The sequence below is a fragment of the Streptomyces sp. NPDC048254 genome (genome assembly GCF_043201895.1).
In the GTDB taxonomy this organism is placed as follows: domain Bacteria; phylum Actinomycetota; class Actinomycetes; order Streptomycetales; family Streptomycetaceae; genus Streptomyces.
In genome coordinates this window covers 1-22,732 of record NZ_JBICZJ010000011.1, presented here as the reverse complement: position 1 = coordinate 22,732, position 22,732 = coordinate 1, and the positions used below count along the sequence as shown (strand labels likewise).

The following is a 22,732-nucleotide window of genomic DNA, read 5'->3' as shown; positions in this document are numbered from 1 at the left end:
GGGCGGATCCGCGGTTCAGTCCGCTGGTCGTGAGTGACGGATGGTTGATCCACCACGTGGACCTCACTTCGGTGAGGGCGGATGCCCGGTAGGGCGATCCCTGCCATTCCGAACTCACAACCTGGAGTGGCCCATCATGGAACCGGTCGAGTACAAGCCTGCGCGTCGTCCTTGGATCCGCGAGATCCTGGCCGGCGCCGCCGCAAGTCTGATCTCCAACCTCGTGTGGGAGGCACTGGCGGTGGCAGCGCGCCACCTCATCTGAGGCAGGCATGTGGCGGGCCCGGTGAGCCCGCCACTCTTCTGTGTGCCGGGGCCCGCCATACGACGAGGCCCCGTCAAAAGAGCAGTTCCTGGTCGGGATCGGTGTCGTTGCCCTTCCTCTTCGGGCTGGGAGGATGTGGTATCCGTGCCTCGGCAGGGAGGTTTTCCCACGTGGGCCGCAGGCCGTGTATCTGCACCTCGCCTACGCAGCTCTTGAGGTAGGCCTGCGTCTCCTCATCCGTGGAGTACAGCACCGTCGCCCGGCTCGCCCTGGTCATGAGCACGTGATAGGCGTGCCGAACACAACGCTCGAACTCCTCCTTTTTGTCCTCCTCACTTCCCGTCCCCTCCCGAAGCTTCATGTCGAACGAACCGGGGACCTTGACGCGTTTGACCTTTCTTTCCGGGTCCTCATACCACCGCCCCTTGCGGTAGACCCAGCGGTCGCCGCGTCTCACCATGTCCTCGCCAACGATCACCCCGCACCAGTCCCACTCAAGCCCCTGAGCCGAGTAGACGCAGCCGATCTGGTTGATGCCGTACGGATGCACTGCCCATTTCGTGGACGGCGGCACCGCGCCGTTCTCGCGAAAGGAATCGCCTTTCGCGTTCCACGGTCGGTGCCAGTCACCGATCCGCACATCTGTCTCCAGTCGCGCCGCCTTCCCCTTGCCCAACGGATCGGTCCACGGCCAGCAGAAGCCGGCCACCATGCGCGCCGTCGCTCCCGCCTCCGCCTCGGTCCTGATGATGTACTCCAGTTCCTCTGGGCTGTCGGCCACCTCGACATGCATCAAACCGTCCGGGGTCCACTCGGTGGTTCCTGCCTCGATGTCGAGAACAGCCCGCACCCAGCGGATGTACGCGTCGCTTCCCCCACAGCGCCATTCCTCCCTGAGCCCATAGCGAAGTGGCGTGATCCCCCGCGCTCTTGCGGCTCCCTCGATCAGGCTCACCGTCCCGACCTCCTTGGGCCGCACGGACTGGCTCTCGTCGAGAAAGAACACCGTGAGCCGGGCGGCGTCGAGCAGATCGTCGACCTGAGGCTGAGTACCCATCTTCTCTTTTCGGCGGTACTGGTCGATGGTTCGCTCTCTCAAGCGATGCGCCTCGTCCGAGATAAGAACATCCAAGGGAGGATCCGGAGGTCTCACGAAGTGACTGAAGAAGGCGAACCTCTTCCTGAACTCCTTGTCCGTGTAACCCACCTGCTCCTGGAGCGCTCCGTTGAAGGCGCGGCTGCCGCTGGCGTACATCACGGCGTGTCCGGCCGCCTCGAAGTCTGCCCTGAGCTGCAGACCCACCGCGCTCTTTCCAGTGCCTGCGCCACCCGTGACGATGAATACGGCTCGTTCGTCGTCCTGCGGCGGCACGGGCTCGTCAGGACTGCCGAGAACTCGGGCGGCTCGTTGGAGAACGCTCTCCGCCACTCTCTTCTGCTGTCCGCGCAAGGTGAACACCGTGTCCTCTCCGCGCGACCTGATCATCGCATCGAGGAGTGGTGTGTTGCGCAGGTTCATCAACCGCAGGAGTTGCTCGGCCTCGGAAGCCGCGCCGTCTTCCGCGAAATGCCGACGCAGGTCCGCAAGGAGCAGGTCTCGGCTGTCGAGGGTGTACACCCGCTCATAGGCTCCCGTCGGTGCCAATGTATCGAGCAGCGGCCGGACGGAGTCATCGGTGGCATTGTGCAGGTACGCGAATCCGCCGCATTCGACGGTGATGCCACGCAGTGGTCCCTGATCCCCGGTGAACAACTGGTACGTGTTCCGGAGCTGTAGCGCAGGATGCTTCTTGGGCTTCTTGTATCCCGGCACTCTGACGAGTTCCGCGGTGGCGGCTTCCACCCTTGTCACAAGTGACCACCGCTTCAGCTCCACGAGTTGGAACGAGGGCAGGTGCGTCTCGGGGTGACGGCCTACGAGCACGACATCGATGAGGGGTGGTTCTCCCTTTTCCGGTTCGTCGACCGTAGCCGCGCATTCGACGACCATCTCGACGTTGCCCCGATCCGCTTCAACCAGGTCTTCCGCCAGCTCGACCAGGCTCGCGGCCCACGCCTCCCGTTCGCCATCGGACACATCGCGCCCTCGGAAGTACCGGTATCTGGCTGCGAGGTGCGGCACCATCCGCCGTCTGGAGTTCAAGGTGAGCAAATCCTGCGCAGACAATCTCAGCAGGAGCATGGACACGAGGTGGTTCCCCCAGGGCACGAGTGACTCGTGCGGGTGGGGGCGTGTCCTCACGCAGGGGAAGCCCGTCGGGCCGCAATTGGTACGGGTGATCTTAGAGAACGCGGCAGCTCACGCGCGCGCCTCCGGTCAGCTCATGGCATGCCAGCGGCAAGTTGGCGAAAAAGCTGCGTGGGGGCCGGTCGTTCACGCCGTGACAGCCACGCCCCGCTCGGCACCCACCAGCTCCCGTAGTTTCTCCTGGGTTTCCCGGTCCGGGGAGTAGACGACCGTGCCGACCATTCCGCGGGTCAAGAGCACCTTGTACGTGTTGCGGATCAGGCGGTCCACGTCCGCGTCGGGAGTGGACCTCTTGAACACCGGGTCCTTCGACGCCGTGCGGTCTGTCACCCAGCGGTCTCCGCGCCAGACCAGGTCGGGGCCGATGATAACTCCGGACCAGTCGTACTCGAAGCCTTGTGCGGTATAGACGCAGCCGACCTGTCCGAAGCCGGCCGGGTCGGTGGCCCACAGGGCCGCCGGGGGAGCACCGGACACGGATCGGTCACCGCGCAGGTTCCAGGGGCGGGCCCAGTCGCCGATGACGACGTCGGGCGGGAGCGGGTCGCCGGGCTTGGGTTCCGGGGACCAGCGCCAGCAGTAGCCCGCGGAGATACGGGCGCCGTAGTTCTGGGTCCGGCGGGCTTGCAGGAAGGCTTCCATCTCCTGCGGGCTGCCGGCGACCAGCAACTGCATGCGGTCGTCGGGTTCCCATACGACCGGTCCGCCCGGCTCAAGGCCGAGGAGGCGAACTACCCAGCGCAGGTAGGCGTCGCTGCCGCCGCAGCGGAACTGGCTGTCCAGCGGAACGACACTGCACGGGATGCCCCGCTTCGCCGCCGCTGCCTTGATCTCGGCCACGGTGCCCATTTCGCCGGGGCGGACGACCTGGTGCTCGTCGAGGAAGAAGACGGGCACGTAGGCGACGTCGATGAGCTCGTCGATCTGTGCCCTGCCGGTACGGTGCGCGGCGCGCGTGTAGCGGTTGGCCGAGGTCTCCCGGATACGGTGAGCCTCGTCGCAGATCAGGGCGCCCAGGCTGTTCTTCTCGGCCGCCATGAAGCTGTTGAAGTACTTGAACAGGTCCTGGACTTCCCGCTTGCGCGCTCCGGCGACCTTCCTCATGGTCTTCGTGAACGACTGCGATCCGGTGGCGTGTAGTGCCGCAACCCCACGCCGGTAGAGCTCGCCGAGCAGTTGGAGAGCGATCACGCTCTTGCCGGTACCGGGCCCGCCCGTGACGATGACGACCTCCTTGCGATCGGCGCGCTTCGCCTTCTCCACCGCGTTGAGCACCATGCGGTAGGCGACCTGCTGCTCGTCGAGGAGAACGAACTGGGTGCGTTCGCGTACCTCCTCGGCGGCCACGGACATGAGCTGCTTCGACGGCGCCGTGGCCCCTGCGTGGAAATCGTCCGCCGCCCGGGCCCCCGGGTGCTTGTCGCTCAGCCTCGTACGAAGGTGGTCGAGGAAGGCACCACGGCGTTCCGCGGTGAAGAGCAGGCCTTTGCCATCGCGCTCGATCTCCCGCAGCCCTGCGACGCCGAACTCGGTGGCATTGTGCAGAAATGCCACTCCGGCGACCCGGTGCCCGTGTTCGGACACTGCCCCGTTGAAATTGACGAGGTATTCGCAGTAGCGGCGCACCTGCTCGATGGGGTTGAGGACCGGATGGGCATAGGCGTCGACGTGGCAGAGAGTGGGGTCGTCCTCGTGGGGAAGCGCCTGGCTCCACTGCTTCAGCTCCACAACGACGTACGACGGTTCGCCCGTGACCGGGTGCACTCCAGCGAGCACGACGTCTGCACGCTTGCTGTTCAGCGGGAGCGAGTACTCCAGCATGACCTCCACGTCGCCCAGGCCGGCGTCGTTGAGGGCGGCGGCCAGGACGGGGACGCTGCGCTCCCAGGAACGCACCTCCGAGGCGCCGGGCCGATAGCCGTGCATGTGGACGAAATTGTCGGTGAGGTGCAGGAACAGCGAACCGTCGAGTGCCATGACGGCGACCGTTTTCGCGGACGCGCGGAACAGCAAGGACTTCCCCCCAGGCAGCACGAAAGGACTCGTGCGGGTGGGGGCGTGTCCTTCGAGACTCCACCGGGGCAGAGCGGAAGCCCGTCGGGCCGCGTTGACGATGTGTTTGAGAGTACCTGGCGGTACTGACCGTCGTACCGCTGGTCGCAGTGGCGGCGGAAGATGCCATGCCTGGTCTCCCTTGCCAAGAGCAGGACGCCGCGCCCGCGCATGAAGAGTGGTGAGTTGCGCGGAGGCGCCCGACGGACGCCTCCGCGCGCCCTGTTCCCGTGGTGCTGCGCGCGGGAGGCTTTCCGCCCCGAGTGGATTCCCTGGACGGGAACGCCGGTTAGGGGGTAGGGATGACTGGCGCGATAGGTATCGAAGTCGGCCGGGATGTCAGCGGGCAGATCGCGGTCGGGCACCATGTGATTCAGGTGGCGGGCAGCTATTCCACGGTCACCGTGGTGCAGTCCGACCAGTTGCCCACTCCGGTTCCACGGCAGGACGTGATGCTGCTGCCGCGCCCTGCCCTGCACGTCGTTGGGCGGGAGGACGAGACGGCCGACGTCGTCCGGATGGTGGACCGAAGTGGCCCGGTGCAGCTGCACGGGGCCGCCGGCATCGGCAAGAGCACGCTGCTGCGCGGGGTGGCGCATCGGATGGCCGAGGACGGGCAGCGGGTCGTCTTCCTGTCCGCGACCGGCCGCGAGCTTGGCGACGTACTGCAGGATGTCTTCGAAGCATGCTACAAAGCGCCCGGCTACCGGCCGGGCCGGGCCGAACTGCGTGCCCTGATGTCCGGGTACGAGTTCCGACTTCTACTGGACGATATCGGCTGTCCGGCAGAGGAATTGGACGAACTGCTCGATGCCGCCCCGTCCGCCGCATACCTGATGACGACCACGGAGCGCACCCTGTGGGGCGAGGGTCTTGCCAGGCGACTGGGCGGACTCGGGCAGGCGGACTCCCTTGAGCTGCTGGAACGGACCCTGGCACGGGATCTCGACACCGACGAGTTACGTGCCGCGAAGGCCTTGTGGCGACTGACCGAGGGGGCCCCTCTTCAGCTGCTCGCCGCAGCCGCGGTGGCTGACCGGTCCGGGGGGCCGCTGCCTCGCCCGGCGCAGGTCGCGGAACTACTGCCGCTGGTCATCGAACGGCTCTCCGCTCGCGAGCGCGCGGTCAGGCAGATCCTGGCACTGGCCGGCGAGGGGGGCACCGGCCCAAGGCTCCTGTCGGTGCTGCTTCCTCAGCAGGCGGACGGCGAGCCCAACACGGCACGTGGCCTGGACGACATGCGCGATGTCTGCGATCGGCTGGTCACGGCCGGCCTGGCTGTGGAAACAGATCACGGCTACCGATGGGCGCCAGGTGTGCCGCGCGAGACCGGTGCCGGGTCCGAAGCGGACGCGGACGAACTGGTGGCTCTGTGCGAACGCCTGCGGCACTGGGTGGCCGACCCGGAGCGGACCCCGGCCGACCTCGCGGCACAGGCCGAGCTGATCGCAGGAGTCGTCGACGCGGTCACGACGGCAGGACACCCGGCGCCCGGTGCGCGGCTGGCCCGGACCGCTGCCCCGGGCACCGCACTCTCGCTGCGGATGGGCGCCTGGGGCCGGATCCTGGAGCGAGGCGGCGCAGCGGCCCGGAAGGCGGGCGACCGCCCTCTGATCGCCTACTTCACCCATGAGGACGGTATCCGCCGGCTGGTGACAGGAAAACGCGTCGCCGCCGTGGCGGCACTCGCCCTGGCGGCCACACTGTGGCGCGAGCTCGGCGAACAGGGCGGGGCGCACGCCGCCGAGCACGGCACATCCCTGTGCGCCCCCGGCTCTCTTCCGACCGACATCGCCCAGCACGGCGGCGGGCACACCGCGTCTCACGATCCCGCCTCGTCCTCCGGCCAGGCCCCCGTCCACGGCCATGGTCCGGCAACCATCGCGAAGGCGACCGCCTCGAAACTGGGCATCGGCGCCAAACTGGTCGTGGGCGGCGCTCTGGCGGCCACCGTCGCGGGCGGCACCGTGCTCGGGCTGCACCGTGGCGGCGAGGACACTGTGCCGGTCAAGGTCCACGTCGTCACCTCGGCCCTGCGGGTCACCATGCCCGGCACACCACAGGCAGGCTGCCGCCAGGACGCGTCCGGCACCGACTGTACGACCGTGGTGAAGACGGCCAAGGGTCGCAAGGGCCCGGTGTCCGTGGACCCGGCGGGAACCTTGCCGACGGGCACCAGAGTCCTTTACTGGGGGTGCGAGGAAGGCCCGGCGGCCACCACGTGCACGATCACCGCCGACAAGGCCAAGACGGTGTGTGTCTCCACCGACAGCTCCGAAGACGCGGACGGCCGCGCCACCTGTGGGCGTTCGAACCCCTCGGACGCGAAGCCCGTCACGTATCCCTACATGATCTCGATGCCCAGCAACTGGCGGGTGACGGTCACCGGTGCGGGCGGCGAGTGTTTCCACGACACCTTCGATGCCCATGTCACGCCCGACAGCGGCGGGTCGACCGCCTGTGGTCCGTTCCGGCTCGCCGTCGGCGGCAGCATCCGGCTGACCGCCGTGATCGACGGACCCGACCCGTACAAGTCTCTTCGGTTCGGCCAGCCCGAGGCGTACGACACCACGCCGGTCTGGTACGGCTGCGACGAAGGTCGGCGCTCCGCCACCTGCACGTTCACGATGACAGACAAACGTATCACCGCCTTCAAGGCGTGGCAGAAGAGCAGTGACGCCCAGAGCGGGCAGCACTTGCCGCTCTCCGCGTGCGTCACCACCGCGCACGATCTTGAGGACGCGTCAGGCACCGACGTATGCGAAGCCATCACCTCCGACGGCAGTTGAGGACCAGCGGGCCGGTTCGGCCCCGGCACTGAGGAACCACTCCATGCAGCATGAACAGCCTCCGGGCGGCCAGAACGTCACCATCCGTGTCGGCCGGGACGCGACCGGTCAGATCACGGTCGGCCACCACGTCACCGCCGAGCAACACCAGACCACGACCACCGTGACACCGGCGATGGAACCGGTCGCGGACAGGGCGGACCTGACGACGGCCATCGCCGGACTTCGCGACCTGATCGAGACCGCGGGTCTCGACGCGAACGTCGCGGCCGACGCCTTGGCCAAACTCGACGATCTGGAGGAGGCCGTCACCGCCGACGTTCCCGATCTGGCGACGATGGAGCACGTCCAGGGCTGGTTCCGGCGCCGCCTCCCCCAGTTCGCCGACGCGGTACGGCACTTTCTCCTGGACCCGCTGGTCAGCAGCACGGTCTCGGCAGCGGGTGACGAACTGGCGCAGGAGCTCACCCGACGGCTGGGCGGCTGACCGCAGAGAGAGCCCGGGACTGCGCTGACGCATCGCCGCGGTGGCCGCACCTGCGCAGCAGCCTCTCCACCCCGAGCCGAAGGACGGAGCCGGCCACAGGGCTATGCGAAGCGCATCCAGTCCGGATCCACCGGATACACGGGGCCGTCCCAGACCAGGGCCTGGATCGACGAGACCGGGCACGGTGGTGTCCTGGCGTCCGTCCGCGTACTCCACGCCGCGGATCTCGTGCAGGGCGTCGGCGACATCGATGAGGTAGTCGGTGAACGACGACCACACGCCCAGTTCGGGGACGCCGGCCTCTTCGAAGGTCCCGATTCGCCCGTAGCCCGGCCCTGGCGTGCAGTCGGCGAACAGCCCGTACAGGCCACTGCGGTCGGTCGCGGCGAAGGCCAGGTATCGCATCGCGTGTTCTGCGGGTCGGCCGATGGTGTGGGGGCCTTCGCCCCAGGTCGGCAGATGCTGCACCGGGGGGATCGCGTGCTTCATCGGCAGCAGCCAGGCCGCTCCCTGTCCTTGCGGAGGGAGCCCAGTCTCAGGTTCGGGTGTCCAGCCGAAGTCCGCTGGATGACCGGTGCCGTTGCGGATGCGGTAGAAGGCCTTGAGCCCCGGTGGGATGGTGAGGTCGAGTTCCTGCTCGACCTCGTGGATGTCGGCCTCCGGGGCGGGCGGGGGAAGCATCCGGTAGGAGCGTGGAGCGTGTTGCCTCAGCCACGTCTCGATCCTCGCCCAGGCGCCCGCCACGGCCCCCTTGTGCTGCTGGTCGTCGGTCATGCCCACGACGCTACGGGCCCCCTGCGCTCGCTACTGTGGCCTGCGCCACGGAAAATTCGGAGCCGCGAATGCACCTAGAGCGGGACCGAGGCATCGACGGGGCATCGAGACTGACAGGGGTGCTCGACCATAGGGCGAGGCAGACGAGTCGGGCTGTACGCCGGGTATTCCTGGAGCACCTTTCTGACCTGCGCTTTCGTGGGGCGTATCGGTTGTGACCTGCTAGGTCGGGTTGCAGAGGCGACCGGAGGCAGTCAGAGGAAACCGCTCTGATTCGACCCCGATTCGAACCGAGCTGCTCGGAGGCAATCAGAGGCAATCGTCCTCTGTTTTGGTCCGAGTCGGCCCAGGTCAGACGGCGTTGGTCAGGCTGTGAACCAGCTGACGGCACTCGGAATCGACCTCGGTCGAGCCGCGATGGGGACGTCTGCCTCCAGCATCGGAGCCAGGCATACGAATGCCTCCAGGATGGCCATCCTGGAGGCTTCGCTGGCACCGATTGGAGGTCGGTACCGGACACCACCCGTGGTTTTAGCGGGCCTGGGTGGCGTCTCTGTCCTTGCGGGACGGCTCCACAGTGCCACACAGCACCCACCAGACAGGTTCTTCCCGACGGCCATTTCACCCAGGCGAGCGACTGGGCCTTCACCAGCTGCCTACGGCCGCAGCCGATCTCATTCTGCTCGGGGACCTCACCGGCCGCTACGCGGCGGGCAGTTACAGCAAGCTCGCCTCCGACGGCCAGAACGTGTCCCTGCGCGGGAACCGTCAGGGCGCGGCCGAGCACGGGCACCGGATCACGTCGGCCATCGCCTGCCATGTCGCTCGCGCCGGCGGCACCGTCGACCAGCTGACGCAGCTACTGCTGCACCCCGAGCACGAGGGCGGGCGGCACGCCCGGAACATCGCGCTGCGCTCCGGGCACTCACGTGCCCTGGCGTACATCGGCCGGGTATGGGCCAGCGCCTCGGCCGCGGTCAGCAGCACGACGGTGCTGGAATCGCGGCACCACGCGTACGAGGTGCTTGCCGAGCTGCGCGACCGCATCGAGACGACGCCCTGGCGAGGGGAACGTGGACGGACCGCGCTGCGGGTCCTGCGGGCGCATCTGAACTTCGCCGAGATCGCGGGCGGTCCCCTGCACCACGCCAGCGAGCGGCAGACCGCGGAGGAAGCGGGGATATCCCGCACCACCCTCCGGGTCGTCTACGAGACCGTCCTCAAACCGCGGGGCTGGCTGCGACGTCTGCGCGTCGGCCACGGCCGCGAAGGCTCGACCTGGTATCTCGCCGACGGCAGCCCCGACCGCCACAGCATCCCCGTAGCGCAATCTCGTTTCCGGACCACTCAGTACCCCCCCGACCCGGCACTTGAGGAGTGGCCCACCCCTGAGACGGGCGCAGCGGCCGACATCGACTCCACCGTCATCGGCCGACTGATGGGCCACGATGCCTTCGCCCACCACGGCCTGGGCAGCGCCGCTCTCTTGATCATCGGCGCACTGCACGCCTGCCCGGCACAGACGGTCGGCGAACTTGTCGGCTCGTCATCGGTATCCCGCGCCACCATCTACCGCACCTTGCGACGCCTGGCCGACCACGGCCTCGTCCACCACAGCGGTGAGACCTGGACTCTCGCACCTCGCGCCCTGGAGGGCTTCGGCAGCAGCTCTCTGAAGGCTGCGACCGAAGAGAACGCCAAGCCGGCTCAGGGCTGGGACTCAGTAGCGAAGCGGCATGGAACCACGGGCGTCGCGGCCCAGCGCGAGGCGCTGCACGCTGCCGAGCGCGGGGCGTACCGGGATGTGCTGGAGCGGCTGTCGGAGCACCGCAGCAAGGCCGTGGTGATCGTCCGCGATGGGCGCCGGGTTCTGGTCCCCGCACCACGCCCCGACGAGATTCCCTCCGCGTGGCAGGCCCCAGACGGATGCGTCCTCGATCCGGTCACCGGCCGCGCCGCTCCTGACTGGCGGATCGCCACCGATGGACGGCTGATCCTCATCACCCCTGCCGACCAGCGCAGTTACGACGAGCTGGCCGCCGCCCATGCCGAAGCCCTCAGCGAATGGGAGTCCGCAGCGTGAACCCACCCCCTCCGACCCCGGCCAGTCACAGCGAGGAGGTCACCGCCCAAGCGCTTCGCGAGCAGTACGAGTCCGGTGCCACGGTCGACGAACTCGTTGCGAGCAGTGGCCTGTCGTACGGCACGGTCCTCAATCGGCTACACGACGCGGGGACCGTGATGCGGACGTCGTGGCAGACCCGTCGGATGCGTCAGGATCCGCAGGCGCGCAAACGCCTCGCGGCCCATCTGCGGACCCTGTACGAGCAGCACGGCGCGACCCTCACCGAGCTCTCCGCGGCTGCGGGAGAGACGAGACGTGGTGCCCGACGTCTGCTGATCGAGGCCGGCGGCACCGTGCGCACCACGCAGCAGACGCTGCGGATGCGGGCCGCAGCGCGGGCCGCCGAGCGGCGGAAGCTCGCGGTGTCCCTGCGGGCGCGGTACGAGGCCGGAGCCACGGTCCCGGACCTCGCCAAGGAACACAGCTACTCCGTCGCCACCGTCTACCGGCTCCTGCACCAAGCCGGCACCCGCATGCGTTCCCAGCACAACCACGGCCCGGCCCGCGGCCCGAGGCACCTCTCATGAGGGCGCTGCCGTCCTCGCAGTGGTCCCTCGCCAGGCCCGACAGATGAAGAGACCGACCGTGCGCCATCCCGGACACAGCACTGCAGCACGTGCACCCCCGTCGTCGACAAGCAGCCACGACCGAACGTCGGCGCTGCCGTCGGCGACCACAGGACAACACCCCTTCCAATTTCAGGAGATCAAGCACACGTGAACGAGAACACCCGTCACAAGACCCTGGCGGCGGCCACAGCCCGCACCTGGGACGCCTTCGTGATCGTCGTCGGCATGCTCAAGGGCGGCACAGGCAAGACCACCTCCGCCTGGTTCATCGCCCTCTACTACGCCGTCGTCCTCGGCCTGCCCACGTTGCTGCTGGACGCCGACGCCACCAGCCAGTCCGCCTACGACTGGTTCAAGGTCGCCCAGGCCGCCGGCTTCGAGATTCCCGAGAACCTGGTGGTCGAGCGGTACCCGTTCGATGACATCGCCGAGTACATCCGCGCCAAGCGCGCCGAGTTCGGCGCGATCGTGGTCGACGCCGGCGGCGGCAGTGCCCGCATCTTCCACGAGGCTGTTATCGAGGCGAACCGGCTGATCGTGCCGGTCGCACCCACCAAGATCGAGCGCCGCAAGCTCGTGGCCACCTTCGACGAGGCCGAACGCGCCGCCGCCCGCAACGAGCACGGCGTCACCGCCCACGTCGTGATGGTCAAAGCCGACGACCGCACCAGCCTGCCCAGCCGGGCAAAGGACCAACTCCTCGACCCCGCCGAGGGCGAGGGCATCGGCCCGGACCGCGACGAGGCGTTCCCGCTCGCCGAGACCACCATCCATTCCTGGGTGCACTACATGGAGGCCTTCGGCGAGATCCCGACCGAGCTGAGCGAGTACGCCGAGCTGATGAAGGAGCTGACGGCATGACCGAGCGTATGAAGCCCCCGGCCCGCCGCACCGGTCGCGCCCTCGGCGGCACCAAGAAGGCGACCCCGCCGCCCCCGCCGCCGGCCGCCGAGCTCACCCCCGAGCAGTTCGCTGCTGAACGGGCAGCCGACCAGGGCAATGTCCATCCCGCTGCCAGCAGGCCACAGGTTCAGCCCGCACCTTCCGCCGTTCCCGCCCAGGCATCGGCACAGGGACCGACCGAGGCGGTGCCCGAAGTGGCGCAGACCTCAGCCCAGCCGACTGCCGAGGCGCCGAGCGGCTCCATGCCGGAGCCGGCCGCCAGTCAGCCGGTTCGCCCGGCCGTCGTCGCCCCTGAGGCGGGGACGGGGGCCGGTGGGGAGCCTGTTGAGCGGCAGGTGCCGCCTGTGGTCCCGGCTGCCGAGCCTGCAACACCTGCGGTCCAGCCCACACAGCCAGCTGAACCTGTTGCGCAGCATGGTCCGTCTCCTGTCACGTCCGCGGCTTCCGGTGCGGCTCCGGCCGCCGAGGTAGCCATTCGCCCGGCAGTCCCTCCGGTCGCAGGCGGCACCGCGTTCCCGGTGAGGACCGAGGGTCCGGGGGCTCACCAGGAACAGGACACTCGATCGCAGGAGGCTCCCAGCGAGGGAACCCCGTGGGCCCATGGCCCCGGCCGTCCCAAGGACATTCCCGAGACCGCCGTCGTTCTCAACCAGCGCATCATCGCGCGCGAGAGCCTCGACTCGTCGGTCCCCGCCGCGCTCAAGCTAAAGAAGCGGATCAAGCGCTTCGCGCTGGACAACGAACTCGATCACCTGCCCATCGGCGACATCGTCTCGGTCGCACTGGACGAGTGGCTCACCGCCCGCGGCTTCTGAATCCGACCGCAGTGCACGAGAGGCGGCCGTCCCCACCGCGGGATGCGGCCGCCTCTCGTTCCGACTATTCCAATATCCCAATAGGCGGATAGCTATCCGCCTAGCCGGACCGACCGGAGCAGCTCTCGTGCCTGATCACTCCCATCATGCCCGCCGACTGCGTGAAATCGCCGACGCGCTCGACACCGAGTCGCATCCAAACAACGACGCTCTTACGCCGCACCCGGACACTCTGGACATCATCAGAAACCGGCACACCAAACGCGGACAACTCAACTACGCCGTCCCCGAAGTCCTCCAGCTCCAGCGCCGGATCCGCCGCTACAACGCCGACACCGACATCCCCCACGGTGACATCGTCGCCCTCGCCCTCGACACCTGGCTCCGGGCAAAGGGCTACCTGCCCGGCCTCGCCCCGACCAAGAGGGAAACGCCATGACCGGGGCAGCCCGATCAACTGCGATTCGAATCGGCCATCCCGCACCCCGTGCCCAAACCAAAAAACTGGAGCAGCTCGTGCTGCTAGATCACCCCACAGCACAGGCACTGTGCACTCAGGATCACCACTCACGACCTCTACGAGGGTTCCGCAGGTTTATCGATTGTCTTGACATTCAACAAACCAGGGTGGTGAATTGTTGAAACGGTGGGGCTGTCGTAGTCGAAGTCGATCTCAGAGTAGTGGCTTCGGTACTCGGCCGGCAGATTGTTATCGGCGACGATGAACTGCACTTTCCTTTGATTGGCGTCAGCCAGCGTTACCAGCCTCCGATACAGTGCGGCCGCTAGCTCGTCATTGGGGGTGTTGAGGGCCAGTCGGGGTGTATCGATGAGAAGGAACGCCGGGTAGGGAGTATCCGGGTTTCTGAGCGCTACGGCCAGAAGTGAAGTCCAGTATGCGAGCTGCGTTGCGGTCATCATGCCTCCGCCGGGAGGCATGAGGTCCGAGAAGATTTTTCCGTTGAGGACTGGCAAATAGTTGGTGCGGTGGATTGCTGCAGTCTGTACCCCTGGAATGCGAAGCGTTGTCGCTGCGGCCTGGAATTCTTCCGAGATCTCGTCCAGTATCTCGTTTCGCCGCAATGTAAGCGCTAGTGTCGCCTGGTCGATCCGGGCCTGGAGTCGTTCCTGCTGAGTCCGCAGTTCCTGTACTGCGTTTTCCAGGTCGTTGACCCGGTCCCACTGGCGCAGCACCCCTTCGAGTTGCTCCTGCTGGGCCCGGGCTGTGGCCAGACGCTCCGTGGCGTCGCTGTAGGCCTGAAGTCTGGGGGTGACGCGGTCAACGGTGCGGCTGTCGAGTTCTTCGGTGAGTTTTTGGACCAGGTTTTCCCTGCCCTCTGCTGCGTCATTCGCTTCACTGATTCCCAGGATCAGGGAGTCAAGTTGGTCGTCCATCTCTTCAAGTTGCTGGGTCAGCTGGCGCAGCTCGTACTGATCCTCTTCGCCAGAGGCCTCCACGGGGTCCGGCTGGAGGCAGACGCGGCAGGTGTCTGCGGGCACCTCTCGCCCGGACAGAGACTGCATGCACCGCGGGCAGACGAGGAATTCGATGTTGGCGAGTCGCTCGCCAGCGTCGCGCATTCTGTTGAGCCGGTCCAGATCCGACTGGACTCGCCGCCGCTCTTGAGCACATTCGTTTTTTTGGCGTTGCAGTTCTTTTACCGTGGCACGGGTGTCGGCGAGACTTCGCTCTGCCTCTGTGAGCAGGTCGCGCATGACTTGTGTGTGACGATCGACTACGGGATCAATTTCATCACGCAGTGCAGTCCGCTCAGATTCTGCTTCATGTTCTGTGACAATTGCCCGCTCGAAGGCTGCCTCTGCCTCAATCCTTTGCGTGGTTGAGCTGTCACGAAGGAATTGGAGAACCGCATTGTACTGTTCAGTTGCTGTTGCGATTTTACCTTTGAGTAGATTTACCTGGGAGCGCATGTCCAGAATGGAGGAGTCCGTGAGCCCGAACATGAGCTCAAAGACGGTTTTCCGTTTGGGTTCAAGATAGCTCTGCCGGCTGTTGGCGATGTCGATATTGATTTCGTACTGGGGAAGGTACAGAACGGAGAAGACATCGTTGAATGTGATTCGGCTGCCGGCTTTGGTGCTCTGTCCGGATGCCGCAGCCTTCATGTCGTCGGGGAGTCCCAGAGCGCTGAGCAGGAGAGTATTGAGGCTGGGCTGGGCCGTGCCGATGTGGTGGTCCGGGAGACGCTCTTGCGCAGTGAGGTCGGTGACGCGTGCCTTCTTGCGCTTGGTGCTGTCGAGACTGCGCGCGATGCGCAGCCTTTGGTCGCCGATCGTGACGTCGAGGATGACGTCGTTGACGTGTTCTTGGGCGACGGTGGCCAGCCTCGCATCGCCGCCGAAGCCAAACTTGATGAGTTCCAGCAAGGTGGTCTTGCCGACGCCAGTCGGTCCGGCGAGTACGGTCAGGTCGGAAGGGAAGCGGTAGTTGACCTCTCCTTCCGTGGTGGCAAGAGTGACCGCATTGATCCGGAACTGTGTGCTCATCGGATCACCTGCCGGTGGGGGCGGTTCATGAGCGGTGCAAGTCGCTGGTAGATGCGGTCCTTCAAGGCGTTCCCTGTGAGTCCGGTGGCTGCTTCGGCGACTGCGTGGCACCGGTCGCTGATCGGCGCCCACTGGTTCGTGGCAGACATGTCTCTGCTGAGTCGTTTGCCGGCGGCGGTGGGGGCGAGGGCGACACTTCCTTGTCGGCCGCGCTTGTAGATGACGAGTCCGCGTCCGACGAGGGCACCGATCACCGAGTAGTAGCGATCGTCCCAGGGCCCGTATTTGTAGCGGGTCATGGGCGCTTCGACATCTGTGGGGTGCGCGTCGTCAGCCGGTGTGAGATGCAGCCGCGGATCTGCGGGCTGGAGTTCTTCAAGAACCTGCGGTGCGAGTGCGGGGTAGCGGACCAGAAAATCGAGCTTCGCCAGTTTGGTGAGGCCGTCGAGCTTGCTCTGATGTCCGGGCGTGGAAGCGACGGCCGTCACGAGGAGTAGGACTCGGGCCTGGTGGTAGGCAAGGTCTTCGCGCAACAGAGCCAGTTCGATGGCATCGTGGCTCATGATGCATCTCCTCGCTGGGTTCGAAGGCGCGCGATTTCACCTTCGACGTCGAAGCGCTCACTGAACCACACCTTGCACTCGCTGGTGAGGTCGCAGATACCGCCGAGGACCAGGTCAGCGTCCATGCCCACGGGCAGCGCCTCTTCGGGGAGGTCATCAACGCGCCGTTGCAGTTCTCGCCAGAGCGCTCTTCCTTGAATGGTGGGATTCGATGCCGCTGCTGCGGCCTCGTCACTCACACGGTGCAGGCGTCGGCGAAGTCTGGCCTGCTCGGCGCGGGCAGCAGGATCTCCGCTGAGCCGTTGGCGCCAGTAGTCCCGGTACTCGCGGTGCAGTTCTTCTGCCCGTTCGATGCTGTTGTCGCCACAGTGGCCGGCGTTCATCTTGACCGACAGGTGGCTGAGACGAGGTTGGGGGACGAGCGGTTGGAAGCCTCGCGGATGGGCTATTGCCGTTCTGATCGCGATGTCGATATCTGTCATGGCAACGATGCGACTGACGTCCGCGCGTTCCAGGTCCGCGGTGCTGGGCAGCGGGGTGCCTGGCTTGTAGGCGAGGACCGCTGGGAGCTTCCCGCGAGGTATGGGGCCTGCTGCCCTCATCCGGACGCGCATGAGGTCGTGAACGGCCTGCCACACCGGGTCTGGTGCCGCCTGCGTGCGGAGTCGTTCCAGTACGGGTTTGGCGTACATGTTGGCCGCTGCGTATGCGACGAAGCCCCGTGGAAGACGGGTGTGGTCGATGACGAGCATGGAGAGAAAGCGGGCAACCTGGGCTTGTTCTTCCTCTGTCGGTTCCCTCGGGTTGCTGTTCTGATTCCAGAGGGCTGGGAGGCGCTCCGGTTTGGTGTGCTGCCGTATGCACCGGCACAAGTCCTTGATCGGCTTCTGCTGCTCTTCGCCGGTGGCGAGGGGAAGGCCGCTCATGCGCAGTGCGCGGAGGTGCTGGATGGTGGTGGCCAGGTCTTGGGCGGTACCCGACAGTCCAGGAGTGGTCACCAGGCGGCAGGTGGGCTTCTCGCCCAGGGTGTGCCATCGGTTGAACAGGTGGGCGATTCCGCCATCGTCAGCGAGCTGATTGATGGTGGTGTAGGCGCCGTAAGGGGCATCTCGGTGTTTTGCTGAAACCAGTTCGACGTCGTCGTCGACCACGACTGCCCAGTCCTCGTGGCGTTCGCAGACGATGCGGCAGGTGTTATCTGCTGCAAGGAGGCCATCGCTGTCGAGCGCCGTCTCGTAGAGGGACAGACCGTCGGCGGTAGCCATCGCTGCTTGCCAATCAAACAGGTCGGCCGTTTGCGCGCCTGCGTCGTCCGGCTGCGGCACCGTCCAGAACAGCTCAACAGCGGTCGGGCCCGTTGCGTTCGCGTCCAATTACACCCCCTGGATCACAGGCGTAACTTTCCGTGTTCGCAAGCTCACGGTCAAGTCCTGCTGCGCGACCGGCGGGCCATACACCTCTTGAGATGGCGCGCAGCGGCCCGGCTATCAGTGCCCCTAACGCCGGCGTCATCAGCGACAGGCATGCCAAATGCCGCATTTCTCGCGCCGGGGCGCGGTTAGCTCGGCGAGTGTCCGTTGACGGACTGCATCTGCGTTGCGATAGAACGCAGATGGTCTGCAAGTTCTGGCTGGTCGTAACGGGTGAAGATCTGAGCGAGGCTGTCGACGAGGTTCATGCGGGCAGGCACGTCGAGGTCCTGCACAAAGGACTGGAGCAGGTGGGCGACTTGGACCCAGACAGTATGCGGAGCGTAGGTGGTGATTTCTCGTGTCAGCTGACTCAAGGCTTCGATGGTGTTCTGGTCGGCGGCTTGTGGCTGGTGGATGAGCCAGTGGGCGAGAGCCAGTGTGGGCGTCGTGGACAAGGCCCGGTGCAGTTCCTCCGCCTGGCGCTGGCGTTGGCGGTTGGCTTGTTCGTTCAGTGCCTCGTCGTGGATCCGACGTTGGAGGCAGACGACCGCCTCGATGTCTGATGTGTCAGCTGTCAGCTGCACTCGCGCCCATAGGAGGCGGACGGGAGCATCGACGAGGTCGTGTGAGGTGCCGAGTCGGCTGTTGATGTGAGCTTGAGCAGCCTGATGTTCAGTAAGGGGATACAGGCGTGTCACGACGCGGGCTGTTTCAAGAGCGTGGTGGGTGGCTGCCGCACGGGGGTCGTGGTGTTGCCGGGCGGCGGGTGTTTCCTCCCATCGTCCGGTCAGGTGTGTGTGGAAGTTGTAACCGGGGGCGTTGCTGGGCAGCGCGTACATGCTGTCGCTGTCGGTGAGCTTGCCGGCCCGGGGAGCGGGCCAGCCGGCTCGGTTACGGTCGCGGCGCATGGGCGTCAGGGGGTGCGGCGGGGTCTTCGGCCCACAGGCGGGTCAACAGCTGGTCGCGCAGTTGGGTGGCGTCGCTGGGTTGTTGCGAAGGCGGCGCGGGGGCCCAGCTGTAGAGAAGGTTCTGCATGGCGATCATGCGTGGTGCGCTGTAGTGGGGGTCGGTGGGGCGATGTACAGCGTGCAGGAAGATCTGCTGAATGGTGGGGCTGAAGTCGGGTGTGTCCAGTGCGGTCTGCATCCAGTACGCGAATGCCTGGGCCACGGTCGGGGACCAGACGTTCGTGGGCAGGGCGCTGCGCCACATGTCGGTCAGCCACTCAGTCGTGATCTGTGAGTCTGTCAGCAGGGCTGGCCCGTTAGGCGTGCGGCGGGTGGCGAGGTGGGCGAAGGTGCTTTGCGCCGCCGACTGCTGGGGCTTGCGGTGGTCCCCAGCCCACTGGGTGAGCTGCTTATGGATGGCCGATCGTTGGTCGTCCTGGTCCCACAGGGCGTTTAGGGCCTGACTGATGGCTGCGGTGACCTTGTCGCTGTGGACGGTGTCCTGGTGTGCGGGGGTGGCCAGTTCAGCGATTCTGCTCAGCATGCTGGTCGGGTAGATGGTGGCGAGGCGCTGGGAGGCCCGGATGAGGACGACTTTGAAGCCGGTGCCGAGAGTGTCCGTCTCTTTGGTCCATCTCCGGTAGGCGCTGCGGGCCAGAGCGCCGGCGTGGTCGTCGATTGCGGCGAGGACCAGCAGGTCGCATGCGGCGTCGGCGTAGGAGGAGGACCATTGTTCGGCCAGCGAGCGCAGGAGGCTCGTCCTGCGGTGGCGCGCGGTGTAGCGCACGGTCCAGTGGCTGACTCGCTGGGCCAGTGGTGCGGCCAGATCTGCTTCGCCCAGGGTGGTGACTTGGGCGGCGGTCCAGCGGGTGAACTCCTCCAGAAGGTGAGGGCGGTCGTCGAGGAAGTAGTCGACGACTGCTTCGGCGTAGTTGTGGTACCGGAAGCGGATGGTGCCGTCGGGCTGCAGGTCGGCGTTGGCTGTGTGTGTCAGTGCGACGACCCCCAGCCCCTGCTGGCCGCTGCGGGGCTCGGGCGTCTCTTTGAGTGCCGTGGCCAGGCTGGCGGATGCGTCGTAGATCTTGTCCGAGCTCGCGCCCTCCAGTACAGCGGCCGCCAGGAGGTAGTTGCGGTAGGCGCTGTCGCTATGGGTGTTGTGCCAGTTGAGAAGCTCGGTGCGCCAGTCTTCAGCGGCCTTGACCACCTCAAGGACCAAGCCCTTGAAGTAGTCGGTGTCGGGCGACGCGTCGGATGCCGGGCGGCCGTTGCGGCGTTCGATGTCCTCGGTGGTGATGATGGCATTCGCCCAGGCGGCCACTTGCGTCGGCAGAAGGGAGTCGAGGCTCCTGCTGATGGGCTCGGGCGCGAGCCATTTGTCGATTTTTATGGCGAACGGAGCCTGTTTCAGCTGCTTGCGCAGGATGTCCTTGCGTGCTGGCCCTTCCAGTGGCCTGGCGATTTCCGTTGCTCCCTGACCGCATTTGCCCCAGGCCGTGGTGCTCATCAGGACGACGAGACAGGATCCCTCGGGCAGCCGGTCTGCGTCCTCGACCAGTTCGCGGCCGAAGCCGGCTGGGGGCTGTTCCGCGCGCAGGTCCAGGATCCATCCGGTCTCGGTCTCTTGCAGTCCAGCCATGTGGAACGCTTCATCTGGTTCCCGGCGCACTTGGCGGATGTTCTCGCCAACACGGCGGCGCAGTACGTCCAGGGCGGTGCTGAAGCGGCCACTGCCATCTGCTCCCGTCAGGACGACGACCGGCCATTGGTCCAGGATCTTGTGTATGGCCTGGTCGTCGTCTTCGTGGCGGACGTAGGTCTTCAGCTGCGCAGCGACTTCCACGGGAGGCAGTGTGACGCCTCGCAGCCGGCGGAATCCCTGCTCGATGAGAGTGCCGATGACCGTGCCGCGGTTTGTGCCGATGCGCTGGCTGACCTGTCCGGTCCAGCCGGGCTCGGTGATCTCATCGTGGAGGTCGGTGTCTTCGGAGCTGCCGTCCACTTCAGGGGCTCCCTGTTGCGCGGGAACGTCCGACTTCTCCGGGACGTGGGGTGTCGGGACGTCTTCGGGGAAGCCGGGGACAGGGGAGGCTTCATGCTCGCCGGGTTCGGATGCGTTGGATGACCCCGTGGTTGGGTCAGGAGCGGGGCCCGAGACGAGGTGTGGTGCAGGGAATGAGGCAGTGGCCGGGGGTGCGTCCGGGGTTTGCGGCGAGGCAGCACTGGAGGTCACAGGAAGCCCTTCTGGAGGCTGGCACGGGAAGTGACGGTTCAGTCCTTAGGTCGCCTGGCAGGGCTTCCGATGTTCCGGGCACGCATGCCGGTGACTGTGGCCCCTTCGGCGACCGTGGTGATGTCCTGGTCTGTCTCCGCGTATCCACTGATGGTTTCGTCGGCATGCATGCCGGTGACGTGGCCGTGCACGGTGTCGATCTTCTGCCGCGAGAACGGACCAGAAGGCTGCCGGTCCTCCTCACCCTGGAACGTCAGCCGCTGTCCGTAGAGCTCCTCTAGCCTGCCGCGCAGTCGCCCCAGTACCCGTAGCAGCTCGGGATTGCCCACGTCGACGGGCGACTCACCGCGGTGGTACGAGCCGAGAGCATCGCGCAGCAGTTCCAGCTCTCCCCGATGCGTCGCGAGTTGCTCCTCATCGGCGGTCAGAGGCAGGGCCAACTCGCCTCGCAGCGGCACTGGTGCCGTCAAGTCGGCCTCAGGTGCGCCATGCCCGTCCAGAAGGTTCGCAAGACGCTGGTAGAGGAACGTGAACGTGGCCGGCAGCCCGGCACCGAGCAACGCGGATAGAGCACTGAAGTCAGACATGAACTCCCCCTGGCTCGCGTCGATTCATGCCAGAAATTCTCGCTCGCACTCCAACGGCGAAATCACCTCTTTGAAAACGTGACCGAAAGACATCCGCTCCCCCTCTGTCACACATGTTTCTCCCGTATCAGGAGTCACTTAAGCGCGAACGCTAATGACTTCACGTCTCGTATTCGCGGCCCGGTTCTGCGTCCGGTTGCCCGTGTACAGGTCCGGTGTCACGTCCGGCTCCTGGACTCTGCGGCGGGAGGTGTCCGTGTAGCCGGTAGACCAACTCATCAGGGTGCCTGGCCAGGCGTTCTCGGCGCCACGCAACATCGAAGGAGAGCCGTCCACGACTACGGGCCACCGCCCAGGCGGCACGGCCACTGGTGACGGGGGACAGCAGTAATCGCGCGAGAGTCAGACGCATGCCATTCAGCGTGACCGCTCAGATTGCGGCCGACTGACGCTTTTCTCGCACTCTTGCGACGCAGAACGCGCCCGCATCACGAACCAGACATCGGAATATTGGCGAGCAAGGGCCTTCCCTCTTAAGGCCTGCATACTCCAGTTCCTTCCAGGCAGAGCCGCACTCCCCCTGACATCGCACCCGAAGCGATTTCCTGATCGCATTTTCTGACCGGACGCAAGGGCGCGTTCTAGCCTGTGCCGCTCCTCACGCTCCAGCACAGGCCGATTGCTCGGCCGATCGCACCGCATGGTCGTCCGGAGGCGCGCCAAGATCGCCATCCAGCCTAGAGGCAGTTACGCAACGTCCCGGTCACCTGCCCGGTCGTGCGTGACCAGCCAGCAGCCGCTCAAAGAGTGCGGATGTCGTGGACAGACCAGCGACGGGCGGTCATCGCCTCGATGTGCGGTTCGGCTCTTGTGCGGTGCGCGGCGAAGGCGAGCAGGTGGGTGGGGCGGGTGGCGCCCACGAAGACGAGTTGTGCCGCACGCTGGATGGTGACCAGGGCTTTGGAGGCGTCCTGTTGTCGGCTCAGGAGTCCGAGGACCTCGTGTACGTCATGCTTCTTGCCGCTGCGTTCCAGGCATTCGAGGATGAGTGTGGCCGCGTGGGTTTCGCCCTTGGCGCTCTGGATCGATCCCGCAACCGACGCCACTACACCGTGGTCCGCGTCAGCCGGCGCATCGGGCACGGGCGCTGGCTGGGTGACGTACGGGATGTGGGCAAGGGGGTCGGTGAGACGGGTGACGCCCTTCAAGGGGCTCTGGGTCAGGTCCGGCAGCAGCCGCAGAAGCCGGGCGGTGAGGACAGTCCATTCGACGTGGCTGTCGAGTGGGTTCGTCAGCATGTCGTGCAGGAGCAGGCGTGCCCGGCCTCCGGCGGTGGCCGGGTCTCGGTCCAGTCGCCTCAGCGGATGGTGTCCCTCGTCGTGGTGTACGGGATCAGTGGCTGGGAGTGCGCGGGCGTCTGCCCGGGGCGCACTTCCACGGGTGAGTTCCGCTCCCTGA

Annotated in this window: 17 protein-coding genes and 1 pseudogene; 8 read left to right on the top strand and 10 right to left on the bottom strand. The window is 66.3% G+C overall.

The genetic code is table 11. From position 1 onward, the window contains the following. The first annotated feature begins 136 nt into the window (after positions 1-136). The gene (locus ACGFZQ_RS28975) at positions 137-265 is read left to right on the top strand and encodes a DUF6408 family protein (protein WP_388711075.1); all 129 of its coding nucleotides are present in this window, start codon (positions 137-139) and stop codon (positions 263-265) included. Between the two features lie 73 nt (positions 266-338). On the opposite strand, the gene ACGFZQ_RS28970 is transcribed toward ACGFZQ_RS28975, so the two are convergent. Beyond that, entirely contained in the window at positions 339-2,447 is a 2,109-nt protein-coding gene (locus ACGFZQ_RS28970; protein WP_393843028.1) for a DNA/RNA helicase domain-containing protein, read from the bottom strand. Positions 2,448-2,639: 192 nt separating this feature from the next. Next, positions 2,640-4,526, bottom strand: coding sequence for a DNA/RNA helicase domain-containing protein (locus ACGFZQ_RS28965; protein WP_393843027.1), 1,887 nt, complete (start codon positions 4,524-4,526; stop codon positions 2,640-2,642). Positions 4,527-4,867: 341 nt separating this feature from the next. On the opposite strand from ACGFZQ_RS28965, the gene ACGFZQ_RS28960 reads away from it, so the two are divergent. Further along, entirely contained in the window at positions 4,868-7,354 is a 2,487-nt protein-coding gene (locus ACGFZQ_RS28960; RefSeq protein WP_393842822.1) for a hypothetical protein, read from the top strand. A 43-nt stretch (positions 7,355-7,397) separates the two neighbouring features. Further along, the gene (locus ACGFZQ_RS28955; RefSeq protein ID WP_393843041.1) at positions 7,398-7,841 is read left to right on the top strand and encodes a hypothetical protein; all 444 of its coding nucleotides are present in this window, start codon (positions 7,398-7,400) and stop codon (positions 7,839-7,841) included. Positions 7,842-8,150: 309 nt separating this feature from the next. Here the strand turns inward: ACGFZQ_RS28955 and ACGFZQ_RS28950 are convergent. Next, positions 8,151-8,522, bottom strand: a pseudogene (locus ACGFZQ_RS28950) (SMI1/KNR4 family protein); the annotation flags it as partial. A 670-nt stretch (positions 8,523-9,192) separates the two neighbouring features. On the opposite strand from ACGFZQ_RS28950, the gene ACGFZQ_RS28945 reads away from it, so the two are divergent. The 5 genes from ACGFZQ_RS28945 (at position 9,193) to ACGFZQ_RS28925 (ending at position 13,466) form a co-directional block, all read left to right on the top strand. After that, a complete protein-coding gene (locus tag ACGFZQ_RS28945; RefSeq protein WP_393842821.1) occupies positions 9,193-10,698 on the top strand; it encodes a transcriptional regulator in 1,506 nt (501 codons plus the stop codon). After that, complete coding sequence (locus ACGFZQ_RS28940) at positions 10,680-11,267, top strand: helix-turn-helix domain-containing protein (RefSeq protein WP_393842820.1); 588 nt, start codon at positions 10,680-10,682, stop codon at positions 11,265-11,267. The genes ACGFZQ_RS28945 and ACGFZQ_RS28940 overlap by 19 nt, the downstream gene beginning before the upstream one ends. A 189-nt stretch (positions 11,268-11,456) precedes the next feature. Further along, the gene (locus ACGFZQ_RS28935) at positions 11,457-12,170 is read left to right on the top strand and encodes a ParA family protein (RefSeq protein WP_393842819.1); all 714 of its coding nucleotides are present in this window, start codon (positions 11,457-11,459) and stop codon (positions 12,168-12,170) included. Then, positions 12,167-13,027: a hypothetical protein gene (locus ACGFZQ_RS28930; protein ID WP_393842818.1), complete on the top strand. Its 861-nt coding sequence runs from the start codon at positions 12,167-12,169 to the stop codon at positions 13,025-13,027. Before ACGFZQ_RS28935 ends, ACGFZQ_RS28930 begins: the two co-directional genes overlap by 4 nt. 127 nt (positions 13,028-13,154) lie before the next feature. Then, positions 13,155-13,466, top strand: a complete 312-nt coding sequence (locus ACGFZQ_RS28925; RefSeq protein ID WP_393842817.1) for a hypothetical protein — start codon at positions 13,155-13,157, stop codon at positions 13,464-13,466. A 137-nt stretch (positions 13,467-13,603) separates the two neighbouring features. On the opposite strand, the gene ACGFZQ_RS28920 is transcribed toward ACGFZQ_RS28925, so the two are convergent. The 7 genes from ACGFZQ_RS28920 to ACGFZQ_RS28890 form a co-directional block, all read right to left on the bottom strand. After that, positions 13,604-15,535 (bottom strand): AAA family ATPase, encoded by a 1,932-nt coding sequence (locus tag ACGFZQ_RS28920; protein ID WP_393842816.1) that lies wholly within the window; start codon positions 15,533-15,535, stop codon positions 13,604-13,606. Continuing rightward, positions 15,532-16,098, bottom strand: a complete 567-nt coding sequence (locus tag ACGFZQ_RS28915) for a hypothetical protein (RefSeq protein WP_393842815.1) — start codon at positions 16,096-16,098, stop codon at positions 15,532-15,534. Before ACGFZQ_RS28915 ends, ACGFZQ_RS28920 begins: the two co-directional genes overlap by 4 nt. Beyond that, positions 16,095-17,471: a hypothetical protein gene (locus ACGFZQ_RS28910; RefSeq protein WP_393842814.1), complete on the bottom strand. Its 1,377-nt coding sequence runs from the start codon at positions 17,469-17,471 to the stop codon at positions 16,095-16,097. Before ACGFZQ_RS28910 ends, ACGFZQ_RS28915 begins: the two co-directional genes overlap by 4 nt. Positions 17,472-17,656: 185 nt before the next feature. Further along, a complete protein-coding gene (locus ACGFZQ_RS28905; protein ID WP_393842813.1) occupies positions 17,657-18,418 on the bottom strand; it encodes a hypothetical protein in 762 nt (253 codons plus the stop codon). Further along, positions 18,402-20,456 (bottom strand): hypothetical protein, encoded by a 2,055-nt coding sequence (locus ACGFZQ_RS28900; RefSeq protein WP_393842812.1) that lies wholly within the window; start codon positions 20,454-20,456, stop codon positions 18,402-18,404. The genes ACGFZQ_RS28905 and ACGFZQ_RS28900 overlap by 17 nt, the downstream gene beginning before the upstream one ends. 269 nt (positions 20,457-20,725) lie before the next feature. Beyond that, on the bottom strand, positions 20,726-21,274 hold the full coding sequence (locus ACGFZQ_RS28895; protein ID WP_393842811.1) for a hypothetical protein: 549 nt from the start codon (positions 21,272-21,274) through the stop codon (positions 20,726-20,728). Positions 21,275-22,074: 800 nt separating this feature from the next. Further along, positions 22,075-22,572 (bottom strand): hypothetical protein, encoded by a 498-nt coding sequence (locus ACGFZQ_RS28890; protein WP_393842810.1) that lies wholly within the window; start codon positions 22,570-22,572, stop codon positions 22,075-22,077. Positions 22,573-22,732 lie beyond the last annotated feature (160 nt).